The organism is Streptomyces sp. NPDC104313 (assembly GCF_055583985.1).
Genome location: NZ_JBVJMW010000006.1, coordinates 14999 through 33796, shown reverse-complemented (window position 1 = coordinate 33796; position 18798 = coordinate 14999). Strand labels below are relative to the sequence as shown.

Annotated in this window: 11 protein-coding genes and 3 pseudogenes; 10 read left to right on the top strand and 4 right to left on the bottom strand. The window is 69.5% G+C overall.

Annotation, left to right across the window (positions count from 1 at the left end):
- Positions 1-66: 66 nt before the first annotated feature.
- Positions 67-1986 carry a hypothetical protein gene (locus ACZ60Q_RS15840; protein ID WP_469633950.1) on the bottom strand — a complete coding sequence of 640 codons (1920 nt, stop codon included), beginning with the start codon at positions 1984-1986 and terminating at the stop codon, positions 67-69.
- 42 nt (positions 1987-2028) lie between these two features.
- Between ACZ60Q_RS15840 and ACZ60Q_RS15835 the strand changes: the two genes are divergently transcribed.
- Together ACZ60Q_RS15835 and ACZ60Q_RS15830 are read left to right on the top strand one after the other, a co-directional pair.
- Positions 2029-2253 (top strand): hypothetical protein, encoded by a 225-nt coding sequence (locus ACZ60Q_RS15835; protein ID WP_469634960.1) that lies wholly within the window; start codon positions 2029-2031, stop codon positions 2251-2253.
- On the top strand, positions 2250-2657 hold the full coding sequence (locus tag ACZ60Q_RS15830; protein ID WP_469633947.1) for a type II toxin-antitoxin system VapC family toxin: 408 nt from the start codon (positions 2250-2252) through the stop codon (positions 2655-2657). The genes ACZ60Q_RS15835 and ACZ60Q_RS15830 overlap by 4 nt, the downstream gene beginning before the upstream one ends.
- Positions 2658-2690: 33 nt before the next feature.
- On the opposite strand, the pseudogene ACZ60Q_RS15825 reads toward ACZ60Q_RS15830, so the two are convergent.
- Together ACZ60Q_RS15825 and ACZ60Q_RS15820 are read right to left on the bottom strand one after the other, a co-directional pair.
- Positions 2691-2846: pseudogene (locus ACZ60Q_RS15825) on the bottom strand (DUF255 domain-containing protein); the annotation flags it as partial.
- Between the two features lie 100 nt (positions 2847-2946).
- Positions 2947-6717, bottom strand: coding sequence for a hypothetical protein (locus ACZ60Q_RS15820; RefSeq protein ID WP_469633944.1), 3771 nt, complete (start codon positions 6715-6717; stop codon positions 2947-2949).
- Positions 6718-7200: 483 nt separating this feature from the next.
- Between ACZ60Q_RS15820 and ACZ60Q_RS15815 the strand changes: the two genes are divergently transcribed.
- The 6 genes from ACZ60Q_RS15815 to ACZ60Q_RS15790 all read left to right on the top strand — a co-directional run bounded on the left by ACZ60Q_RS15815 (position 7201) and on the right by ACZ60Q_RS15790 (position 13400).
- Complete coding sequence (locus ACZ60Q_RS15815; RefSeq protein ID WP_469633941.1) at positions 7201-7377, top strand: hypothetical protein; 177 nt, start codon at positions 7201-7203, stop codon at positions 7375-7377.
- An 823-nt stretch (positions 7378-8200) separates the two neighbouring features.
- Entirely contained in the window at positions 8201-9832 is a 1632-nt protein-coding gene (locus ACZ60Q_RS15810) for a type I-E CRISPR-associated protein Cse1/CasA (RefSeq protein WP_469633938.1), read from the top strand.
- A complete protein-coding gene (gene casB, locus ACZ60Q_RS15805) occupies positions 9825-10409 on the top strand; it encodes a type I-E CRISPR-associated protein Cse2/CasB (RefSeq protein ID WP_469633936.1) in 585 nt (194 codons plus the stop codon). The genes ACZ60Q_RS15810 and casB overlap by 8 nt, the downstream gene beginning before the upstream one ends.
- On the top strand, positions 10406-11758 hold the full coding sequence (locus ACZ60Q_RS15800; RefSeq protein ID WP_469633933.1) for a type I-E CRISPR-associated protein Cas7/Cse4/CasC: 1353 nt from the start codon (positions 10406-10408) through the stop codon (positions 11756-11758). Before casB ends, ACZ60Q_RS15800 begins: the two co-directional genes overlap by 4 nt.
- Positions 11755-12654 (top strand): type I-E CRISPR-associated protein Cas5/CasD, encoded by a 900-nt coding sequence (gene cas5e, locus ACZ60Q_RS15795; RefSeq protein WP_469633930.1) that lies wholly within the window; start codon positions 11755-11757, stop codon positions 12652-12654. Before ACZ60Q_RS15800 ends, cas5e begins: the two co-directional genes overlap by 4 nt.
- Complete coding sequence (locus ACZ60Q_RS15790; RefSeq protein ID WP_469633927.1) at positions 12651-13400, top strand: type I-E CRISPR-associated protein Cas6/Cse3/CasE; 750 nt, start codon at positions 12651-12653, stop codon at positions 13398-13400. Before cas5e ends, ACZ60Q_RS15790 begins: the two co-directional genes overlap by 4 nt.
- A gap of 192 nt (positions 13401-13592) precedes the next feature.
- Here the strand turns inward: ACZ60Q_RS15790 and ACZ60Q_RS15785 are convergent.
- Positions 13593-13790, bottom strand: a pseudogene (locus tag ACZ60Q_RS15785) (helix-turn-helix domain-containing protein); the annotation flags it as partial.
- Positions 13791-14145: 355 nt separating this feature from the next.
- Here ACZ60Q_RS15785 and ACZ60Q_RS15780 point away from each other — a divergent pair.
- Positions 14146-14725: pseudogene (locus tag ACZ60Q_RS15780) on the top strand (eCIS core domain-containing protein); the annotation flags it as partial.
- Between the two features lie 774 nt (positions 14726-15499).
- A complete protein-coding gene (locus ACZ60Q_RS15775; RefSeq protein WP_469633924.1) occupies positions 15500-18721 on the top strand; it encodes a tetratricopeptide repeat protein in 3222 nt (1073 codons plus the stop codon).
- Positions 18722-18798: the final 77 nt, after the last annotated feature.

Below are 18798 nucleotides of genomic sequence, written 5' to 3'. Positions count from 1 at the left end.
CCGACCAATGGGTACTCGTCTTCCAACCGGGACTGCGGGGTATTCCTCGGCCGTCGTCGCGCGTACCTACGCCGAGGACGTACCCGCTGCGGTCCGAACCGCGACCCGGGCCCTCCAGTACGCAGCGGCGTCCTGTCCGTTCTGCATGGCATTGAACTCGCCGGTCCTCCGGGCGAGGGCGGCGGCAGGCGCCTCACCCTCGATGTATGACTCCAGAGCGATGTTGAGCGCGCCACCGCTGAGGAACTCGGCGTACTCGCGCACGGACCCGACGATCGCGAAACCGGCGGGGTTGCCGTGCACCAGAGCGTTGCGGACGCGGCTCCGTCGCCTCTCCAAGACGATGCCTTGAGCGGCGTACCGCTCGACCAGGGTCCGGTACCCAGCGTGATCGCTCACGCTGGAGAACATCCGGCTGATCCAGGCGCGCTCGTGCTCGATGCGGCAGAGCGAGAGCAGATCGGCGGAGCGGTCGGCGACGAACAGGATCCATGGGCGCGACGGATTGTTCGCGAACCACTCCCGGGTCAGCTCGTTGACCAGACCACTCCGGTTTGCTCCGCCGAGCAGGCACATCCCGACGGCTCGTCGCACATCCGCGAGCCACCGCGCATGTGGCCAGCGCGCGCCGAGCAAACGGAACACCTCGCCGGGTGCGAGTGCCGCGTACGCCGCGACGTGTTGCACCACGCGGTCCGTGAGGGGGATGACGCTGCGGATGTCCGCTTCGGAAGGCTCGCGCATCGCCATGTCACGACTGAACGGATGGTCAGCAGTGGTCTGCACTTCGATCGCGGCGGCGAGGAACCGGGGCAGGTCTTCGCGGGCGAGCGCCGAGGCGATGCGCGGACCGTGCTCTTCAATCGCCTTGGCGGTGATGCCCGCACCATAGTGGTCGTCAGGGAAACCCTTCTCGCGTCCGGGGAGCATGAAGCTCTGCGAGCTTGGGCGACCGGAACGCAGAAGCCCGTGCTGGACGAGGTACGGGCGGATCCCGCCGGCGTTGTGGATGGCAACATCGATGATCGTCTCGACGGTGCGGACGGCTCGGTTCACGGCATCGGCTGCCGTGGTGGTACCGAGGTCGACCCGAACCAGGAAGTCCACGTCGGATTCCTCGTCGACCAGCTCCGCGACGTTGAAGAGGTCACTATGGCGGACGAATTCCCAGAGCTCCGCCTTGTGCTTGAAATCCTGCCTCCCTGGCTGGGCGTTGGGCACTGCCCAGTGGGCGTCCAGGAAGGACACCCGTCCGGCCGAGAGGTGTAGGAACGTCCGGCCCTGGTACCCGAGCCACACGACGATAGGCTCGGCCACGGCTTGCGCACCGACGTACGTCCGGGCACTCGCGATGCGCTCCTCCAGCGGTACGTCCCTCTCACCGGCCCGGTAGTCGTTAGGATCCCGGCCGAACGCCATCACGGAGACAAGCCCCCGGAAAATCCCCTCCGCATTGAGGTCTCGCCTGCGCAACTGGTCGAAGAGCAGATCGGCGATCGGGCGGTACTCCCGACCCGCCAAAGCTCGGTCCCGCGCCGTGGCCACCAGGTCGTCCCAGCTGAGGCAGGCTCCTTCGTCGGATTCGAGCGCGGCGAGCAAGTTCTCTCCGGTCGTTGCGACATCGGTCCAGACCGTATCGGTGCGGCTGCCCGGCGGCTGCTTCAGGACAGCCCCGGGACTGCTGACGAGCCGCGTGAAGGCGGCTTGGAAGTCGCCGAGCGATGTGGCGATGTAGGACCGGAGCGCGGGACCGAGTGACCGCAAGGACTCTTCCAGATCGCTGCGCAAGGATGCACGGTTGGCCGAGTTCTTCCAGGCGTCGACGCCGCTGGCGAGCTCCAGCCATTCCAGGATCTCGTCCACGATCACGGTCAGGGGCAGAACGGTGCTTTCGCCGTGGCGCCGGTCGAGGGACGAGACGAGGGACTTCAACCAGCCCGGCGTGTCCGCAGGCCAATGATCGCTGACGTTGTAGTCGATCATCATGTCTGGCCGCCCACCTGCCGTCCTCGCGGCGAGCCGAGAGGTCTGTCCCATCATTTCACCCTCAGAGTACGGGGAGAGTCCCGAACCAGTCGTCGCGGCCTGTCCAGCTACATCACCGAAGCAATCAGGCACCAACTCGCCATGGCCGGGCTCGCCGAGATCGTCGCGGCCCGCGAGGAAGCGCATGGCGTACTCACGGAGCAGGAGATCAAAGCTGCTCGTCGCAAGCTGTTCGGGGACAAGGACGCCGAGCAGGGCTCTGCGTGAAGGTGCAGCCAGCCCGATCGCTGGTGCTGGACTCCGAGGCTCCCTCCCTACTGCTTCGCAACGACCGCAGGGTGGCGGCTCGCATTGAGGCACCTCGGCAGGTCGGGGTACCTGTCCTTGTGTCGGCACTGACCATCGTTGAAGCTGCGCAGGGGAAGACCGACCTGGCGCGCTTGAAGTGGGTGCTCTCCCGGCTGCGGGTGGAGCCGGTCAGCCAGGAGGACTCCCTGACAGCGGTGAAGCTGCTTCAGGATGCAGGCGGGCTACATGGGCACAAGTGCGCCATCGACGCCCTCGTCGCCGCGCTCGCACTCCGTGTCCCGGCCCCCGCGATCGTCCTGACCTCCGACCACGACGACTGGTCGAAGCTCTGCGGAAGCCGCGTGATCATCAGAGAGGTGTGAGCACCGCCGGCTGCCGGGTTCGCGAGTCCACTGACACCAGCGGCACGCCGCATATCCAACGGACAGCAGAACGGGTGCATCTCGTCGCCTGGCTTCTTCGAAAGCCTCCGGCGTCCAGGGCCACCAGTCGACCGGATTGTCGGCGTGTTGAAGCAGATAAGGCGAGGCCGCGCCAGCCATCCGGTTCATACGCCCCAGCCTCTCACGACGCCTGATCCGTCCAGGGAAGCCCGCGCAGGCTCCGTCGGAGCGAGCTCCCCGACGCAACGGGACAACAGGACTCTCAGCCTCAAGATGACGCGCCTCCGTCAGCGGCTCCTTCCGAAGGCCGGTTCATGTCCCTCGCCATGGTGCTCAGGTGGCCCAGCGCCCCAGGGGCGAGTGAGGGGAGCAGCGGGATCGCGTGAGTCCACGCATCGGATCGCAAGAGCCCCAGCGTGATGTGCCGGGCTGTCTCCTCGGCAGGGGGGCTGCCGCTGCCGGAGGCCTGCGCGAGTGCCAGGCAGGTCTGGATCACCCGGTCGTCGGCGCTGCTGTCCGCGGCCAGCGCCACGTGGGCGCCCGCCAGGTGCGCGGCGGCGGTACGGAGCATCGCCGCTCGGTCGTCCGGGGTGCGCGCCGCGTCGGCGTAACGCCACACGTCCGCGGTATTGCCGTCCACCGCTGCCAGCAACGCCAGTTCCGCGGAGGCTTCCTGCCCCGGCTGGAGGAGGCGCTGCCATCTGCCGATCGCGCTTTCGACGGCGTACGTATCTTCGTCGGGAAGGCAGCCGAGCCGAGCCAGCAGTGTGAGCAGAGCCATCGACTGCGTCGGCCACGACATGGAGGGATCGGCCACGTGCAGGGCGACGCGGCGGAGTGCGGCGCTCAGTCGCGGTGCGGGTTGCCGGACGTTCGGGAAAGCCAGCAGCAGGGCGGCCAGTTCAGGGAGAGGAGGGGGCGGGCCCCCTTGCCTCCCTGCCTCGATCCTCCGAACGACTGCATCCACCAGAGGCTCCGCGACGCGTGCCGCCGCCTCCGGACAGTGTCGTGCGAGTCCGGCGGCGACCGCCGTCAGCGCGTGCCGCCGCTGCCGGGCGGTATCACCCGTCGCCATCGCTCTGGCCGCGGACTCGTCACCTGTGTGAGCGAGAGCCTGGGCCACGGCATTCGCAAGGCCGGAGGCGGTGCCATCGGACACCAGACGGGCCGCTGCTCGGGCGTAGCGGGTGCCCGGATCGCCGTGTCCTGCGAGGGAACAGCCGAGGGAGAGGGCTGCCAGGTGACGGGCGCGGGCACCTGTGTCGGGCAGGCTCTGCGCGAACGCTTCGGCCTCGTCCGGTGCACCTGCCGCGCCCATCGCCTGGCAGAGGTCCACCGTCCAGCTTCCGGGGAGAGACGGGGTGCTCGCGGGCTGGGCCGCGGGACGGTTCCGCAGGGCCCCTTCCAGGAGTTCCCGGCTACGGAGGAGACGGCCCGTGCTCACCTGGTCGTCCGCCTCCAGGAGCAAGGGGAGCAAAGGCTGATCTGGGCGATCGGGGTACGGGCCGTCGCCGGGGCGCAGCAGTCCGGCGGATCGCCTGTGCTGCCTCGGGCGCCCGGGGGGTGGGTTGTGCCGGGGCGAGAGTGGGGGCTGAGTGTCCTGAGGTGCTGCCTGTGTGAGGTGTGGTGCCCGGGGGGACTGTGACGCGCGGGTGGCTTGTTGTGCCTTGTGGGCCTTGCGTTCTCTGTCCAATGCCTCGCGCATGGCGTCGTCGACCCTGCGCTTCATCTTGCGCTCGGTCTCACGCTTCTCGGCCGCGGCCTCAGCAGCCTCACTGTTCCGGCGCGCCCTGTCGTCCTGCGCTGTGTCGAGGGTCCATTGCGCCCGTTCCAGAAGGGGGTCCCCGAGTACCCCGGTGCGCAGATCCTCCGGCAACGCATCCACCAGGTGTCTGACTCCGTCGAGGTCGCCCCTCACGCCCATGTCGGCCGAGGCCCGGGCAAGGCGCGTCAGTGTGCCCGCGAGTTCGCGGCGCAGATGGGCCCGATCGACTTCGGATAAGGCATCGGGCGGGGAATCGGGGTTCCTCAGTGCCTCGACCGCTGCCCCCATCCGGGCCGAGGCCTTTCGCAACTGTTCGGCTGCCCTGCTGTGCCGTTTGACGGGCAGACTCATGAGCGCCGACACCGAGGTGGCCAGGACATCGACCGCTTCCAGTCCTTCCACCTCGCCGAGTTCCTCGCAGATGGCCTCGATGGCATCGCCGGCGAATCGGCCGAGGGAGGGGGTGGCCTGTGCCAGCGCACCGTAGAGGTCCACCGCCGCGGTCCGGGCACGCAGGTCGCCCGCACTGAGTGTCTCCGCCTGGCAGCGCAACGCCAGCACAGCTTGCAGTGTCCCCGCCGCCTCGATCGTCGCCGCTGTCCCGGCCGCCGGGTCCCGGAGCACCGCGAGGAACAGCGGCCGGGCGGCGTCGGGTCCCTTGAGCCGTGCGAGCGTCCCGGCGGCGTAGAGGAGCCGTGCGTACGATTCGGGGTCCCGGACGGTACCGGGAGAGCTCTGGTGGGCACGGTCCTGGGCCAGCCCCTCGACGGCCTCCCGCACAACTGCGTCGGTGTCCAGTTCGGTCCGTCCCCCATAGGACTGTCCCGCGTACGCCAGTTCCACCGCCACGTCCGCCAGATGCACGGCCCTGCCGAGGGCCGTGGGCGCGGAACGGGCCAGTCCGCGTGCGCGCTCCGCGTCCCCGAGCCTGACGTAGAGGGCGGCGGCCCCGTCGGGCACATCCGCTTCGTGTACCTGGCGCAGCAGGGACCGCGCGCCGCAGAGGGGTACGAGTGCGGCCAGACCGTCAGCGTCGGACGTGACGTCCACCGTTTCGCTGATCTCCTCCTCGAAGGCGTCCAGTTGGGCGAGCGGGACGTCCGGCCCGGCCGTGCGGGCAAGCCGGTGCAGACGGGGCAGGTCAAGGACGTAGGCGGCACGTTCGGCGGTGCCGGTCAGCAGGCGGAGCTGATGCGTCAATGGGTACGGGGGAGTGCCGTCCGGCCAGCCGGCCGCGTGCCACCCTCGCGACCAGGCCAGCAGTTCCTGGGTGTACCGCAGGACCGCTGCCTCTCCCAAGTCCTCCCGAACCACGCGGACGAGGCGGGAGTCCGCCAGGGCATACGTCCCAAGCACCGGGTCCTCGGTCACGAGGGCACGTCCCGCCGGGCCCTGCGCCAAGCGGTCGAGGTGGTCCACGGAGAGCCCGGTCAGCTCCGCCAGGTCCACCGTCCTCAGGCCTCCGTCCGCCACAGCCAGCAGCCCCGCGACCGCTTCGCCCAGTGCGGTGGCGTCGGGCGGTGGCTGTCGGAGCTGGGGTACCCCCGAGACGGGCAGGAGGGTTCGCAGATGTCGGCTCTGGCGCAGCGGGTGCCGCTTCGCGGGAACGTCGTGGGGAAGGGGGGTGCAGCGCCGGAGGGAGACGATGACGCGCAGGTTGGGCGGCGGGTGGTAGGGCAGAAGCGCCGCAATGCTCTCGCGCGCGGATCCCCGTACGGCTCGGGCCGGGCCCTCGGGCTTGGCCCCGGGGCAGGCCCCGGACTTCGGCGTCGCGCTCTTGCCTGCGAGGTCCGGCCCGGCCACGTCGCCCGACCAGGCCACGTCGTCGTCGAGTCCGTCGACCACGAGCAGGAGATTCCGTCCGTGCCGCGCGCTCTTCTCGGCGGCTTTGGCGAGGAGGGCGTTCCACGCCCGGGTGCCTCTTGGGACCGGGCTCCCGGGCGTGCCGAGAAGGACGTCAATCTGGCCTGCGATCTCCTTCTCGAACTCGGCTCGTGTGTCCGTGCCATGGGCCGCGGAGACGAAGAAGGTCAGGATGTCCATGCCGACCGGGGGCTTCTGACGGACGTAGTCGGCGAGCAGCGTCGTCTTGCCCACGGGGCCGTCGGCGTGCCAGCACAGATATGACGGCGCCCCGGGACAGGAGTCCTGGGCGAACGCGTTCATATCCGTAAGCTCGTTCGCCCGCACCCGGATCTCGCCCGCGGGGGAGTCGGGGGCCGACCGGTGCAGCCCGATGAAGCGGAGACCGGGATCCGCCTGGCGCCGGTTCACGGAAATCTGCCTGTACTGCGTGCCCCTCGCTTCCTCTTGAGCCGCGCGCAGGGCGGCTTCCCACTCGGTGTCCGAGTGCGTCGAGAAGCCGGACGCGTTCCGCAACATCCCCACGAGGGCCCAGAAGTCATGCACTCGACCCGGCAAAGGGACCGTCGTCCCCTTGATCCAGCCTGTCAGCGTCGAACGAGGGAAATCCAACTGCGCGGCCACGCCGCTGTACGTCAGCCCTGCGGCGTCCCACGCCTCCTTCATCATGCCGTGCAGTTCGTCTCGCGCGCGTCTCGCCGGAGCCGCCACGGTCTCGCTCCTGATTCTTGTTCGCCGCCCGGAAAACTCAGCTGCCACCGTAAGACATCAGGCGGTTTGACCTGCGGAAACCGTGGTGCGAGGTCGGCGCAACTTTCCGACACTACGCCGCCGCCGCCAGTCTGGAGTCATCACCACAGCAGCCGGAAACGGCTCCCGACAGAAGGATGGCCCGTGTCCCAGCTCCCCCAACTACTCCACTACACCGTATTTTTGAGCGCATCCGCCGGTCTCCTCTATGCGGTCGTCCTGCTCACCGTAGCCCTCGTCTCCGTCCTCTCCTCCGCACCGGATCGCCGCAAGGACGCGCGGACGACACTCAGCATCCTCGTGCGCCGGCGCCCGCGTTGAGGGCGAGCATGCGTCCGGTGCCGCACAGACCGACCACATTCGTGTTGGCGACGAGCCCCGTTCAAGGGCATCAGTCGCATGACCCTTGTGCTGGAACTCGGGGGCCTGCAGTGCGCTCGTCTTGTGTATGAAGATCTCCACTCGGGCTTCGGTGACCTGAAATCGCCTCTTGGGAGCTGACGTTGGTGTAGAACTTCTCTCGTGCTGCCACTCGCTCAGCCGTGACGTTGCCTGCAGCTCTGCATCCGCGGCGCTGCAGGTCCCGACACGGAGGAGCGACGTGGGAAAAACAGCACGTGAGTGGCTGGGGCGCCGCAAGGATGAGCTGTTCCTCATCCTGGTGACTGGAGTGGTCAGCGCGTTGACGGCCAAGGCTGTCGACCACCTCTGGTAGACGGCCGTTCTCGACGCACCCAACGCGTCGAGAACGGCCTGCCCCAGCAGTGAGTGGTTCCCGCTTCCGTGCGCACGGAAGCGGGAACCACTCACATCTCACCGGTCTCCCGGTGGAGTGCTGCCGGGGTTGCCGAGACATCGGCAACCTCTAACTTTAGATCCCCGGGTCGGTGCTACCCGGCCGGGTGGTCCAGTACCTGCACGGACAAGTGCTTCGAGGCCGGTGAAGCGCTTCCCGCTCACAGCGGGAGTGGCCCGTCGGGAGCCTGAAGGGCTCTGGAATGGGCTTTCCCCGCGTGGGCGGGGGTGTCCCGCACTCCGGATTCCACAGGGCGCCCGGAGTGCGGCGAGATGCGGAGAAACCGCCCTCGCCGGTGCCATCACCTGTTAGTTTTTCGGCTGTTGATCCAGAAGGAGGTGGCACGGGTTGGACGAGACCCGACCGCCGATTCCCGCCGGGCAGCGCGCCAGCTGGGATCCCCGCTTCCAGCCCTGTATCCCCGCTGTCGACCTGGACGGCGCGACCGCGCACCACTCCCTGCTCGGGCTTTTCACCCGGGCCGACGACCTGGCCGCCCTCGACTGTGCCTCGCCGGGCGAGACCGTCGCCGTCATCGAGTACTTGCTGGCCATCTGCTTCGCCTCCGGCACCTGTCCGTCCTCCGACGAGGACTGGAGCGCCTGGGTCCTCGACCGTAGGACCCTCGCGCCGGCCGCCGATTGGCTATCGCAGGAACCGGCAGACTCCTGGGATCTTTTTCACCCCACAGAGCCCCTGGCGCAAAATTCCGAACTGGCGAGGGATCTTCGCAAGAGCGGCACCGGAACCGCCCAGCTGATCATCGAGCACGCCGGTGACTACAACCAGCACTTCGACCACCATCACCTCGAACGCGACAACCCGCTCCCGGCGGCGGACGCGTTCCGCGCCACCCTCACGCAGCACGTCTACGGTCCTTACGGGCGGGCCCGCATGTCCGGGGAACTACTCGGCGCCAAGATCACTAATCTCGCGGCAGGCCGGCTGTCGGGTCGGATCCGGGTCGTCGCCCTGGGGCGGACGCTCGGCGAGACGCTGCGTCTGAACCTCTATCCACCCGAGGGGCCGGGTAAGCCGCTCAACTCCTCATGGACCACAGCCGGTTTCGAACGGCGCACGTTCAACGAAAAGCCGAAGCCCCGGGCGCCGCGAAGCTCAGCGGACCTGCACAGCTCCCTGGGGCGTTCCGTACTGCTGCGTCCGGCACTCGGGCCGCACGGACAGGTCATGGTCGACCGGGTTCTGATCGGAGCCGGTGAAGTACTGGAACTCGACCCGGAGCGTCACCTCCAGGACGCCGTGTACAGCAAGACGACGAACGGCGTGTCGAAGCCGCTGTGGCCCTCGCCCAGCCGGGCCCTCTGGCAACAGGCCCATGCCTTGTACGGCGCGGTCAAGGACGACCGGACAGGGATGTACGCGCGGCTGCGGTCCCTTCTCCCGTACCAGCGATCGATGTCTGGGGGTCAGGACCCGGAAGCGCAGCAGGGTGCCCCGTACCATCTCTGGGCTGTCGGCCTCCTGGCCAACAAGACGCTCGCCGTCGCCTGGACCCACGGCGCCTACCCCTACGCCCCGGGCATGGCCGCGCACCTCTACCGGGCGTCCCGCCGTGGCTCGGACATCGCCGAACACATAGCGCGGACCCTGAAGAACGCGGCGATCGTGGCCGCGGAGCTCGCGTTCCCCGCCTTGAGGGCCGCGGACGAGGTCGGTCAGGTGGCGCGGCTCGACGCCCGGTACGACTTCTGGCCCGCAGCTGAGGAACCCTTCCATGTGCTGCTGGACGAGGTGGTCGACCGGGGGTTCGAGGACGACGACCCGGTGTCCGCTCCCTTGGTCGCCTACGCACTGGAGTTGCTGAACATGGCTCGCACCCAGTTGCTCCAACGCCTCGACACCCTGCCGCCCGGCGACCTCAACAACCGAGCGCGGGCCCGGGCCGTGGGGCTTTTCGAGGAAGCCATGTCCGGTGAACGGGCCCCGGCCGAACTCCGAGGGGAGACAGCACGTGACTGAGCAGAACCCATCGGCCGGTACCGAGGCGGAGACGCCCCGCTTCCCGCACGACAGCACAGCGCTCACCACTTGGCTCACCGCCCTCGTCCGCAACCGCGAGTACGGGACACTCGCCGAACTCCGCCGGGCCCGGGTCCGCACCAACGCGCACATCCGCGCGGGCTGGTACGGAGGCGACGACCACCGCGACCTCTTCGAGCAGATGGCCTTCCTGTTCGCGATCTACCACCAGGGGCGCCCCACACCCTCGTACGGCCATGGCAGTCTCGGTTCCGCGGCCCGCAGGATCGGGGACGGGATCGGGCGCGGGCCGGACAATCCCGGCGCTCAGCGGCTCCTGGATCGTGTCGTCGCGAGTCGGCGCGTTCCCTGGCACCACCTCCAGCAAGCGGTCACTCGGCTCCGGTCCTGCGAACAGCCCCCACCGTCCTGGACCGCCCTGACCGAGGACCTCATCAAGTGGAACGACCGCAAGGCGCGCGTCGCTTATCAGTGGTCGGTCGAGTTCCACACCCCGCCGGGACGCGGCCGGGAAACATCGGACAAACCGACGTCGCGGAAGGACACCACCTCGTGACCGAGTCACCTCGAAGCCAGTTCCTCTCCTTGCATCTCATCGAGACCCTGGCTGCGGTCCTTCCCGTACGCGACGAGAACGCGCAGCCCAAATCCCTGGTGTTCGGCGGCGTGGAACGCCACATGATCACGAGCCAGGCCCGCAGGCGTGCCGAGCGGGTCCACGCCCGCAACCGGGCCAACGCCGGCCTGGGGCAGCTCAAGGGACGAAGCATGGGCGTCCGTACCCGGGAGTGGGCACTCCTGGCCGGACGTGAGCTTGAGTCCGCCCATGGCTGGGACCGGGACAGGGCTCTGATCACGGCCCGTGCGGTGATGGAAGCCAGCGGTCTCAAATTCGGCGATCCGAAGAAGAAGACCGTGGCCAATCTGACCAAGGTCCTCATCTTCGCGCCGTCCGACGCCGGGGCGAGGATCGCGCGCCACATCGTCGCCCAGTCGGCGGAGGTCGAGGAGTGGCGCGACACCTATCTCGAAGCTCAGGCTCGCGCCGAGGCGGCGAAGAAGGCGCGTCGCGGAGCCACGAAGAAGGCCACGACAGTGCCGGAGACGGAGGAGGCCACGGCGGAAACTGCCACGGCCGTCAACCTGCCTCCGCTGCCCAAGGCCACCCGCGATGCCGTTCTGCTGGCCCTCGCCCCTCGCGACGCCGTGGACATCGCTCTCTACGGTCGTTTTCTCGCCGAGATTCCCGACTCGCCGAACGTAGATGGCGCCGTCCAGACAGGGCACGCCTTCACCGTGCACGAAGCAGAGCAGATCGAGGATTTCTACGCCGCCGCCGATGATGCGAAGCTCGACCGCAAACGCAACGCTCTCGACTTCCTCGACGCCGCGGACGACGCGGGCGCGGGCATGACCGGGTACCAGTCCCTGATCTCCGGCACCTTCTACCGGCACGCGGTCCTCGACCGCACACAGCTTCGCATCAATCTGCGAGTAGCCGGAATGGACGAGGCCGAGGCAGAACAGGTTGCGTCCGAGGCCGAGAAGGAGTTCGTGAACTCCTTCGTGGAGGCATTCCCCGAAGCGAAGAAAAACTCCACCGCGTCCACCGGATCACTGCCGGCGCTCGTCCTCGCCTTCGAAGGGGAACGCCCCTACAACTACGCGTCCGCCTTTCAGAAGCCGGTCGACGAGGGGGCCTTGTCTGCCGGTGGGGAAGGACCGGCGGGGCCCGCCGCCGTACGCAGGCTGCTGCGCCACCACATCTTCGTCAGCCGCCGCCGCGACGATCTGCGCACCACACGGGTGCTCACGTACGACCCTGAGATCGACCTGCTCCTGGGAGAGCTGGAACTGCCGGAGTCACTGTCCTTGGTGGAGCGGGCCGAGGACCTCACCCCGTGAGCGACGCGAACGACTCGCACGTCCTCCTCGTCCGGTTGGCTGGACCCCTGCAGTCCTGGGGCATCACCGGCAGGTTCGCCCGTCGCGACACGCACAGCCGCCCCACGAAGTCGGGCGTGATCGGCCTGTGCGCCGCGGCTCTCGGACTGCCCCGCGAAGAACCCCTCGGGGAACTCGCCGAGATGCGCTTCGGTGTGCGGGCCGACCGGCCTGGCACGTCGCTCCGCGACTACCACACAGTCGGCGGCGGCAGGTACCCACTGCGCCCGCGCGACCTCATCACCGACCACCAGCGAGCTGCCAAAGCGACGACGGGCCTGTTGCGGGTGCCGCCGTCGGACGATGCCCCGGAGCCCGGTCCGTTCGGACACGCGGAGTTGGAGGCATGGTACGGCTCACCGAAGTACGTCACCGCCGACCCGACGTCAGGAGCTCTCGTCTCCAAAGAGGTACGCCGCCACAGCCTGATCACAGAGCGCTGGTACCTCGCCGACGCCGCCTTCCTCGTCGGTCTGGAGCACCAGGACAAGGCTCTCCTGGAACGTGTCGCTCACGCCCTGGAGTACCCGAAGAGGCTGCTCTGGCTCGGCCGTAAAGCCTGTCCGCCGTCGGGGGACCTCGCCGTCGGCATCGCTCCGGGCTCCCTCAAGGCAGCGTTCGAGACACACGCCCTGCTACCCGACGCCGTTGGGCACAAAGGCGAGTCGCCGACTGCCGTGACGCGCGTACGCCCATGGGCCTGGATCGAGAGCCCACGACCACTTCCCGGTGTCGGCCCCCTGTCCGACCAGCCCGTGCGGTTCGGAGCGGACGGGGGCACTCACAGCCTCCGCTGGGAAACACGCCACCGCATCATCATCGCCGCACACGCCCGTGGATGGGACATCATCCTGTGAACACGAATACCACCGCGTCGAACGCGCCGTCGGGCGCGGGTGGGGCTGCCAGATTCGTCGCCGGGCAGACCCTGCTGACCCTGGATGCTCGGCATCCGTTCGCCGGTAAATCACTCATCGACGCACAGGACATGCACCGGACCGTCATGAGCGGCTTCCCCGGGTGGCTGGACGACGGCAGCCCGGACCCGCGTGCCCAGATGGGCATCCTGTCGACCTGGACCGTCGACCTCCGTCAGGCGCGGCTCAACCTTGTGGTCCAGTCGTCACTCCCCGCCGACTGGAGCGGCATCCCCCACGCTGCCCTGGCTGAGAAGCCGGAGCCGCTCACCATCGACCGCACCTTCCGCGTCGGCGACCAAGTCGCCTTCCGCACGGTCGTCAATCCCGTCCACAGCGTTCCGCCTCCACCGGGCTCTCCGCCGAGGACCCGGGGCACCCGCGTCCCCCACACACGCCCCGAACACGTCAAGGGGTGGTTCGCGCGCCGCCTCCAACCGCCCGGCGAACCCGCGATCGCTCCGGACGGCGTCACCCGCATCGGAGCGGACACCGACATCGATCAGATCGCCGTACGCATGCTTCCGCGCGTATCGAGCCCAGCACCACATAAAGGCCTGCGCATCGCTCGCGCGGAAATCAAAGGCACCCTCACGGTCACCAACCCGAAGGTATTCATCGCGGCCCTCACCCAGGGCATCGGCCACGCGCGCGCGTACAGCTGCGGGCTGATCCTCGTACGCTGAACCACTCAACCGCCGACTGGAGGCGGACGCCCCCTCTTGCGAATGCCGTCTCCAACGCTCGGCACCGACGGCAGAGCTCTCCATGTACGAGCAGACCTGGACGTATCACTCAGGAGCCCGTGCGGGAGAGGCCACCAGTCGACGGGATTGCCGGCGTGCCGGCGGTCCGTTGTGTCGGGGTCAGCAGGTGCGGGCGGTGCGGACCGATATGCCGAAGCCCGTAGCGATCCGGGCCAAGGTGTCGTGATTGCGCAGGTGCACCGGAGCGACGAGCGCGCGCTGGTGCGGCGGAAGTTTGCAGCGGCGTTCACCCTCGCCTGTGACGACGAGCATCGTGACCCACTCGACCCCTACATGAGTCAGGTCGGGTGCGGCAGGGAAGGGAACCAACGAGGCAACCAGGCTGCTGAGTTGCGACTTCGAACATCGCCCTCGACGGCATGGGCGCCTCGTGCTTCGCGGCCTCGCCGCCGTCACCCGATCGGTAGCCACTCGGAAAGTGCTCCATGAACCATCGGTCCTCGGCGGACGAGTATGCGTGCCGGCGACGGCTGCCCGCCCGGTCAGGCTCCTCACCTGGCACGATTGCTCCATGGATTCCAACGACAAAGGGGAATACGCACCAACCGTTACAGTAGCGCTCTACTGACGCCGGGCACAGAAGAGTTAGTAGAGCATGGGCGCCACCTGGAACGCTTACGCCTCCGCATACAGAGACCGAGTCAGCAGTACGGGAGAGGATCCGATGCACACCAACGAGCAAGCCCAGACCTCTGACAGGAGGCAACCCGCCCGTATACCTGCCGGCGCACGGGATCAAGGTGGCAGTGTGCCAAGGGGCCTCCTCGCTCTGCAGACGACCATGGGCAACGCGGCCGTCGTCCAGATGCTGCGCGCGGCGGACCACCCGTGGGCGCAGGAGCACCATCAGCACAATGCCGGCTGCGGAGCCGGGCAGCCCGCCGTGCAGCGCTCGGCCGTCCACGACGTCCTGCGCAGCGGTGGCCGACCTCTCGACGAATCGACCCGCACCGAGATGGAGTCTCGACTCGGCGCGGACTTCTCCGCCGTCCGTATCCACACGGACAGCGCCGCCAAGAACTCCGCGGCCGAAGTCGGCGCCCGCGCCTACACCTCCGGCAACCACGTCGTCATCGGCGACGGCGGCGCGGACAAGCACACCCTCGCGCATGAGCTGACGCACGTCATCCAGCAACGCCAGGGCCCCGTCGCCGGGACCGAGAACGGCTCGGGCCTCAAGGTCTCCGACCCCTCCGACCGGTTCGAACGAGAGGCGGAGGCCAACGCCACACGAGTGATGTCGGGCAAAGCGGCGATGCCAGTCCAACGGGTATCGGCGGGCACGGAAACCACACCGGCGATCCAGCGAGTCGCTCTGGACGTCGCCAATGAACCGATCCTCGAAGGGCTTGAGGTATTGGCCACAAGCCGTGAGGCGACCGTCTACAAGAATGGAAATTTCGTCTACAAGGTATTCCGAACCAAGCCCGGCAAGGAGCCCGCCGCGTACAAGCAGCTGTCCAAGGCACTCACCAAGGTGCGGGGGGAGCTGCCCGTAGCGAATGCGGTAGACCTGGGCCGGCAGATCATCGTCGAGGACAACGGAACGAGAACGCCCGCCTGTGTCGTTCGCTCCGAGTTCGTGAGCGGCAAGTTCTGGCAACTGTCCAAGAGTGAAGGAATGTTCGCCGCCGCTCTGCAAGAGCAGGGCGTCAACGATGTAGCGAAGCTCACTCAGATGCGTGCGCACCTCGTGGCGGCGAATCGCCTCAAGATGACCGATCCGCAGGGCTATATAACAGGCGATGGCGATATTGTGTTCATCGACATCCATGTGGGAGGCAGCGGCATGGCGCTGGCCCCGGCCATCGAAGCCGTTGACGCCCGCTTGGGCTCGCTCAACGCCGCATGACTCGCGCCTCGCAGCCGATCCGACGTCCTGACCCTCCCCTGCCCGGCGCCCCTCGCGCCGGGGCTCGTCACGCAGGACACTTGACCCCGATGCTTGGTATCTGACGCTTGGTACCCGACGCTCCGGAACCCGAGGTCCGGAGCGCGGCACTCGGAGGGGGACGCATATGCGGGACAGCCATCGGGCCGAGGCCGAGAAGCTGTTGGTGCGCGCCGTGGAGGAGGAGACGCGGCGCTCCGGCGGGCGGACCGATGCCGGTGCGCTGATGTCGCGGGCGCGGGCCGCGCTCGACACCATGGCCGCCGGCGCGGGCGAGGAGTACGCCGCGTACACGCGGGCACTGGACTCGGTGGCGGTGGGAGAGCGCCCGCTCTCGGAGCGTTTCAGCAGAGCGACACTCGGAACGCCCTTGCTGGTGACGGGAGTTGCCGCCGCCGCCGCGTTCGGCGCGGATCTGGCGCTCGGCGCGAACACCGGTCTGGCGCTGGGCGCGGGCGCGGCCGTCGCGGTGGCCGGCACGGCGACGACCGTGGTGAAGGCGACCGCCTCGCACTGGCCCGCGGCCCACCGCCGCGCCGGAGCGGCCGGACAGCCGGGCGGGGCCGAGCAGTTGCGTCTTCAGTGGCTGACCGCCCTGGAGGTACGGGGCATCCGCCCGTACCTGGACCAGCAGCGCATGCTGACGCCCGCCGCTCGCACCTCCAAGAGGCAGACCGCTTCGGTGGGACGCCAGTTGCGCGGCGGGGACCGCAGCGCGGCGGCCCGCACCCGAGCGGTGCTGGAGCAGTCGTTCGGGCATCTCCCCGAGATGGAGGGGCCGTTCACCGGGCGGCGGGCCGAGCTGGCGCAGATCGCCCAGTGGGTGCACGCGGCCCGCGCCTCCACGCAGACCCGGCCGACGGTCGTCGTGCTGCACGGCGAACCGGGGGCGGGGCGTACGGCGCTCGCGGTGCGGGCCGCCCATGCGCTCAAGGACCAGTTCCGGGGCGCGTGCGTGGTCGATCTGCGCGGCCAGGTCGCCGGGGAGAGCCCGCTGCCGACCCGGGACGCCCTGCTGCATCTGCTGAACCGGCTGGGCGCGCCGCGCGAGCAGTTGCTGTTCCGGGAAGGCGCTTCGGCCGAGCAGCAGGTACGGCGGCTCGGCGAGCTGTACCACCAGCACCTCAACGGGACACCGGTCACGATCGTGCTCGACGACGCCACGGACGCCGGGCAGGTCCGCACCCTGGTGCCGGAGCGCTCGGACAGTCTGGTGATCGTCACCGCCCGGGAGCCACTGGAGCTGCCCGAGGACCTGCCGGCCTGGGTGCACCACCTGCCGGTCGGCGCGTTGGACGCGGCGGGCGCGGAGGAGTTGCTGCGGGAGGTCGCCGGGGAAGCGGAGGCCGGGCCCTACGACCACCCGTCCACGGACGCCGTCGTGGAGCTGTGCGGTGGGCTGCCGCTGGCGCTGCGGTTGGCCGGTTCCGCGCTCGGGGGCCGTAGCCGGCAGACGCTGGCGGAGGAGCTGGGCGCGTACGGTCCGGTGGACCCGGTGGAGCGGGCCCTGTGGTCGCGCTACACGGACCAGGGCGAGCAGGCCCGGCGGCTGCTGCGGCGGCTCGCGCTGGCAGGCCGGGCGAGCCTGGGGTCGGCAGCGGCGGCGTCGCTGCTCGCGGCGGACGAGCAGGAGGCGGAGCGACTGCTGGCCGTGCTGACGCGGGCCGGGCTGCTGACCCGCGTACGGGGGGCGCGCTACCGGCTGCACGACCTGGTGCGGGCCTTCGCGCTGGCCCGGCTGCTGGACGAGGAGGAGCCGGCCGAGCGGACGGCGGCGCAGGAGCGGCTGCTGACGAACTACGCGGAGCTGGCCGACGCGGTGATCCGGATGGTCGACGGGAAGATGTCGACCCGCGCCGGGCACTTCGGCTCGCACGGGTTCGGTTCGCTGGACTCGGCGCTGCGCTGGCTGGACGACGAGTCGAGCTTCATCACCTCCGCGCTGCGGCACGCGGAGGGCGTCGACCAGGCCACGGTGCTGCATCTGCTGGGCGCCCTGTGCGACTACTGCCTGCTGCGCGGCGACCTGTACCGCCTGGGTGAGATCAGCGAGCTGACGCAGGCCGTGGACCAGGGTCTGCTGGAGCGGTCGGTGCAGTGGCGTACGGGGATCGCGGCCCGGCAGCTCGGCGAGCTGGACAAGGCCCGCACCACCCTGTCGTCCGTCGTCGGGCTGTACCACGAGGCGCGGAACGACGCGGGCGAGGCGCTGGCGCTGTGCTCGCTCGGCATCACCTTGCACCACCAGGGCAATCTGTCCGAGGCGGCGGCCAGGCTGGGCGAGGCGCTGGCGCTCCAGTCGTCCGACGCGCAGGCCGAGGACCGGGCCTGGACCCTCCACGCGCTGGCCGCCGTGGAGCGCGACCGGGGCGATCTGGCGCGGGCGTTGTCGCTGCTGGACGACGCGCTGCGGCTGCACCGGGAGGGCGAGTCGCTGCACGGTGAGGCCTGGACGCGGTTCCAGTTGGGGCAGGTGCGGCTGCGGACGGGCGAGATCGCCGCGGCCGAGGAGGCGCTGACCACCGCCCTGGAGCTGTACGGGCGCACCCGCGACGGACGCGGCGAGGCGTGGGCGCTCACCCAGCTGGCCCGGGCCCGGCTGCTGGACAGGGATCCGACGGCCGCCCTGGAGCAGTTGCGCGAGGCGCTGGACCGGCACCGGGACAACGAGGACGCGCGGGGCGAGGCATGGACCCTGTACTACCTGGGCCAGGCGCTGGAGGAGGACGGGGACACCGACCGGGCGGTGCGCGAGCTGGAGCGGGCCCGGACGATGTTCTCGCGGATGCGGGATGTGTACGGGCTGGCGTGCGCCCGGCACCATTCGGGCCGGGTGACCCGGGACCAGCGGGCCGCGCAGACGGGAAACCTGCGCAATTCGGGGTTCGCCCGGCAGTTGCTGATGGACGCGCGGGCCGACTTCCGGCGGATCAAGGTGCCGTACGGGGAGGCGTGGGCGTGTGTGGAGCTGGCGTTGATCGACGCGGGCAACGGGCGGGCCCCGCAGGCGCTGGAGCTGTGCGGTCAGGCGGCGGAGCTGTTCGCCTCGTACGGGGACGCGCGGGGCGGCGACTGGGCCCGGTTCCTGCGCTGCACGCTGTTGCCGTACGCCTCGCCCGGGGGCATCGAGGTGGGCACGGTGGTGGCGCAGCAGGAGCTGGCCGAGCTGATCGAGGGCCGGCACCCGGCGCGGGACGGCAAGCTGGAGCAGTCGGCGGCGGCGTTCGCGGTGGCCCTGGAGCGGGGCGTGGTCCTGGAGGACGGCTGGCAGGCGTGGCGGCTCGGGCTGACCCCGACCCGCGCGGCCGGCCAGATCATGGGCGTCACGGTCGAGCCGGCCCGGCCGTGAGGACAGGTCCGTCCATGACGGCCCGGGCGGGCGCGGCCCGGCACGGAAAGGCGTGACCGAGCGGCCGGGCACGGAAA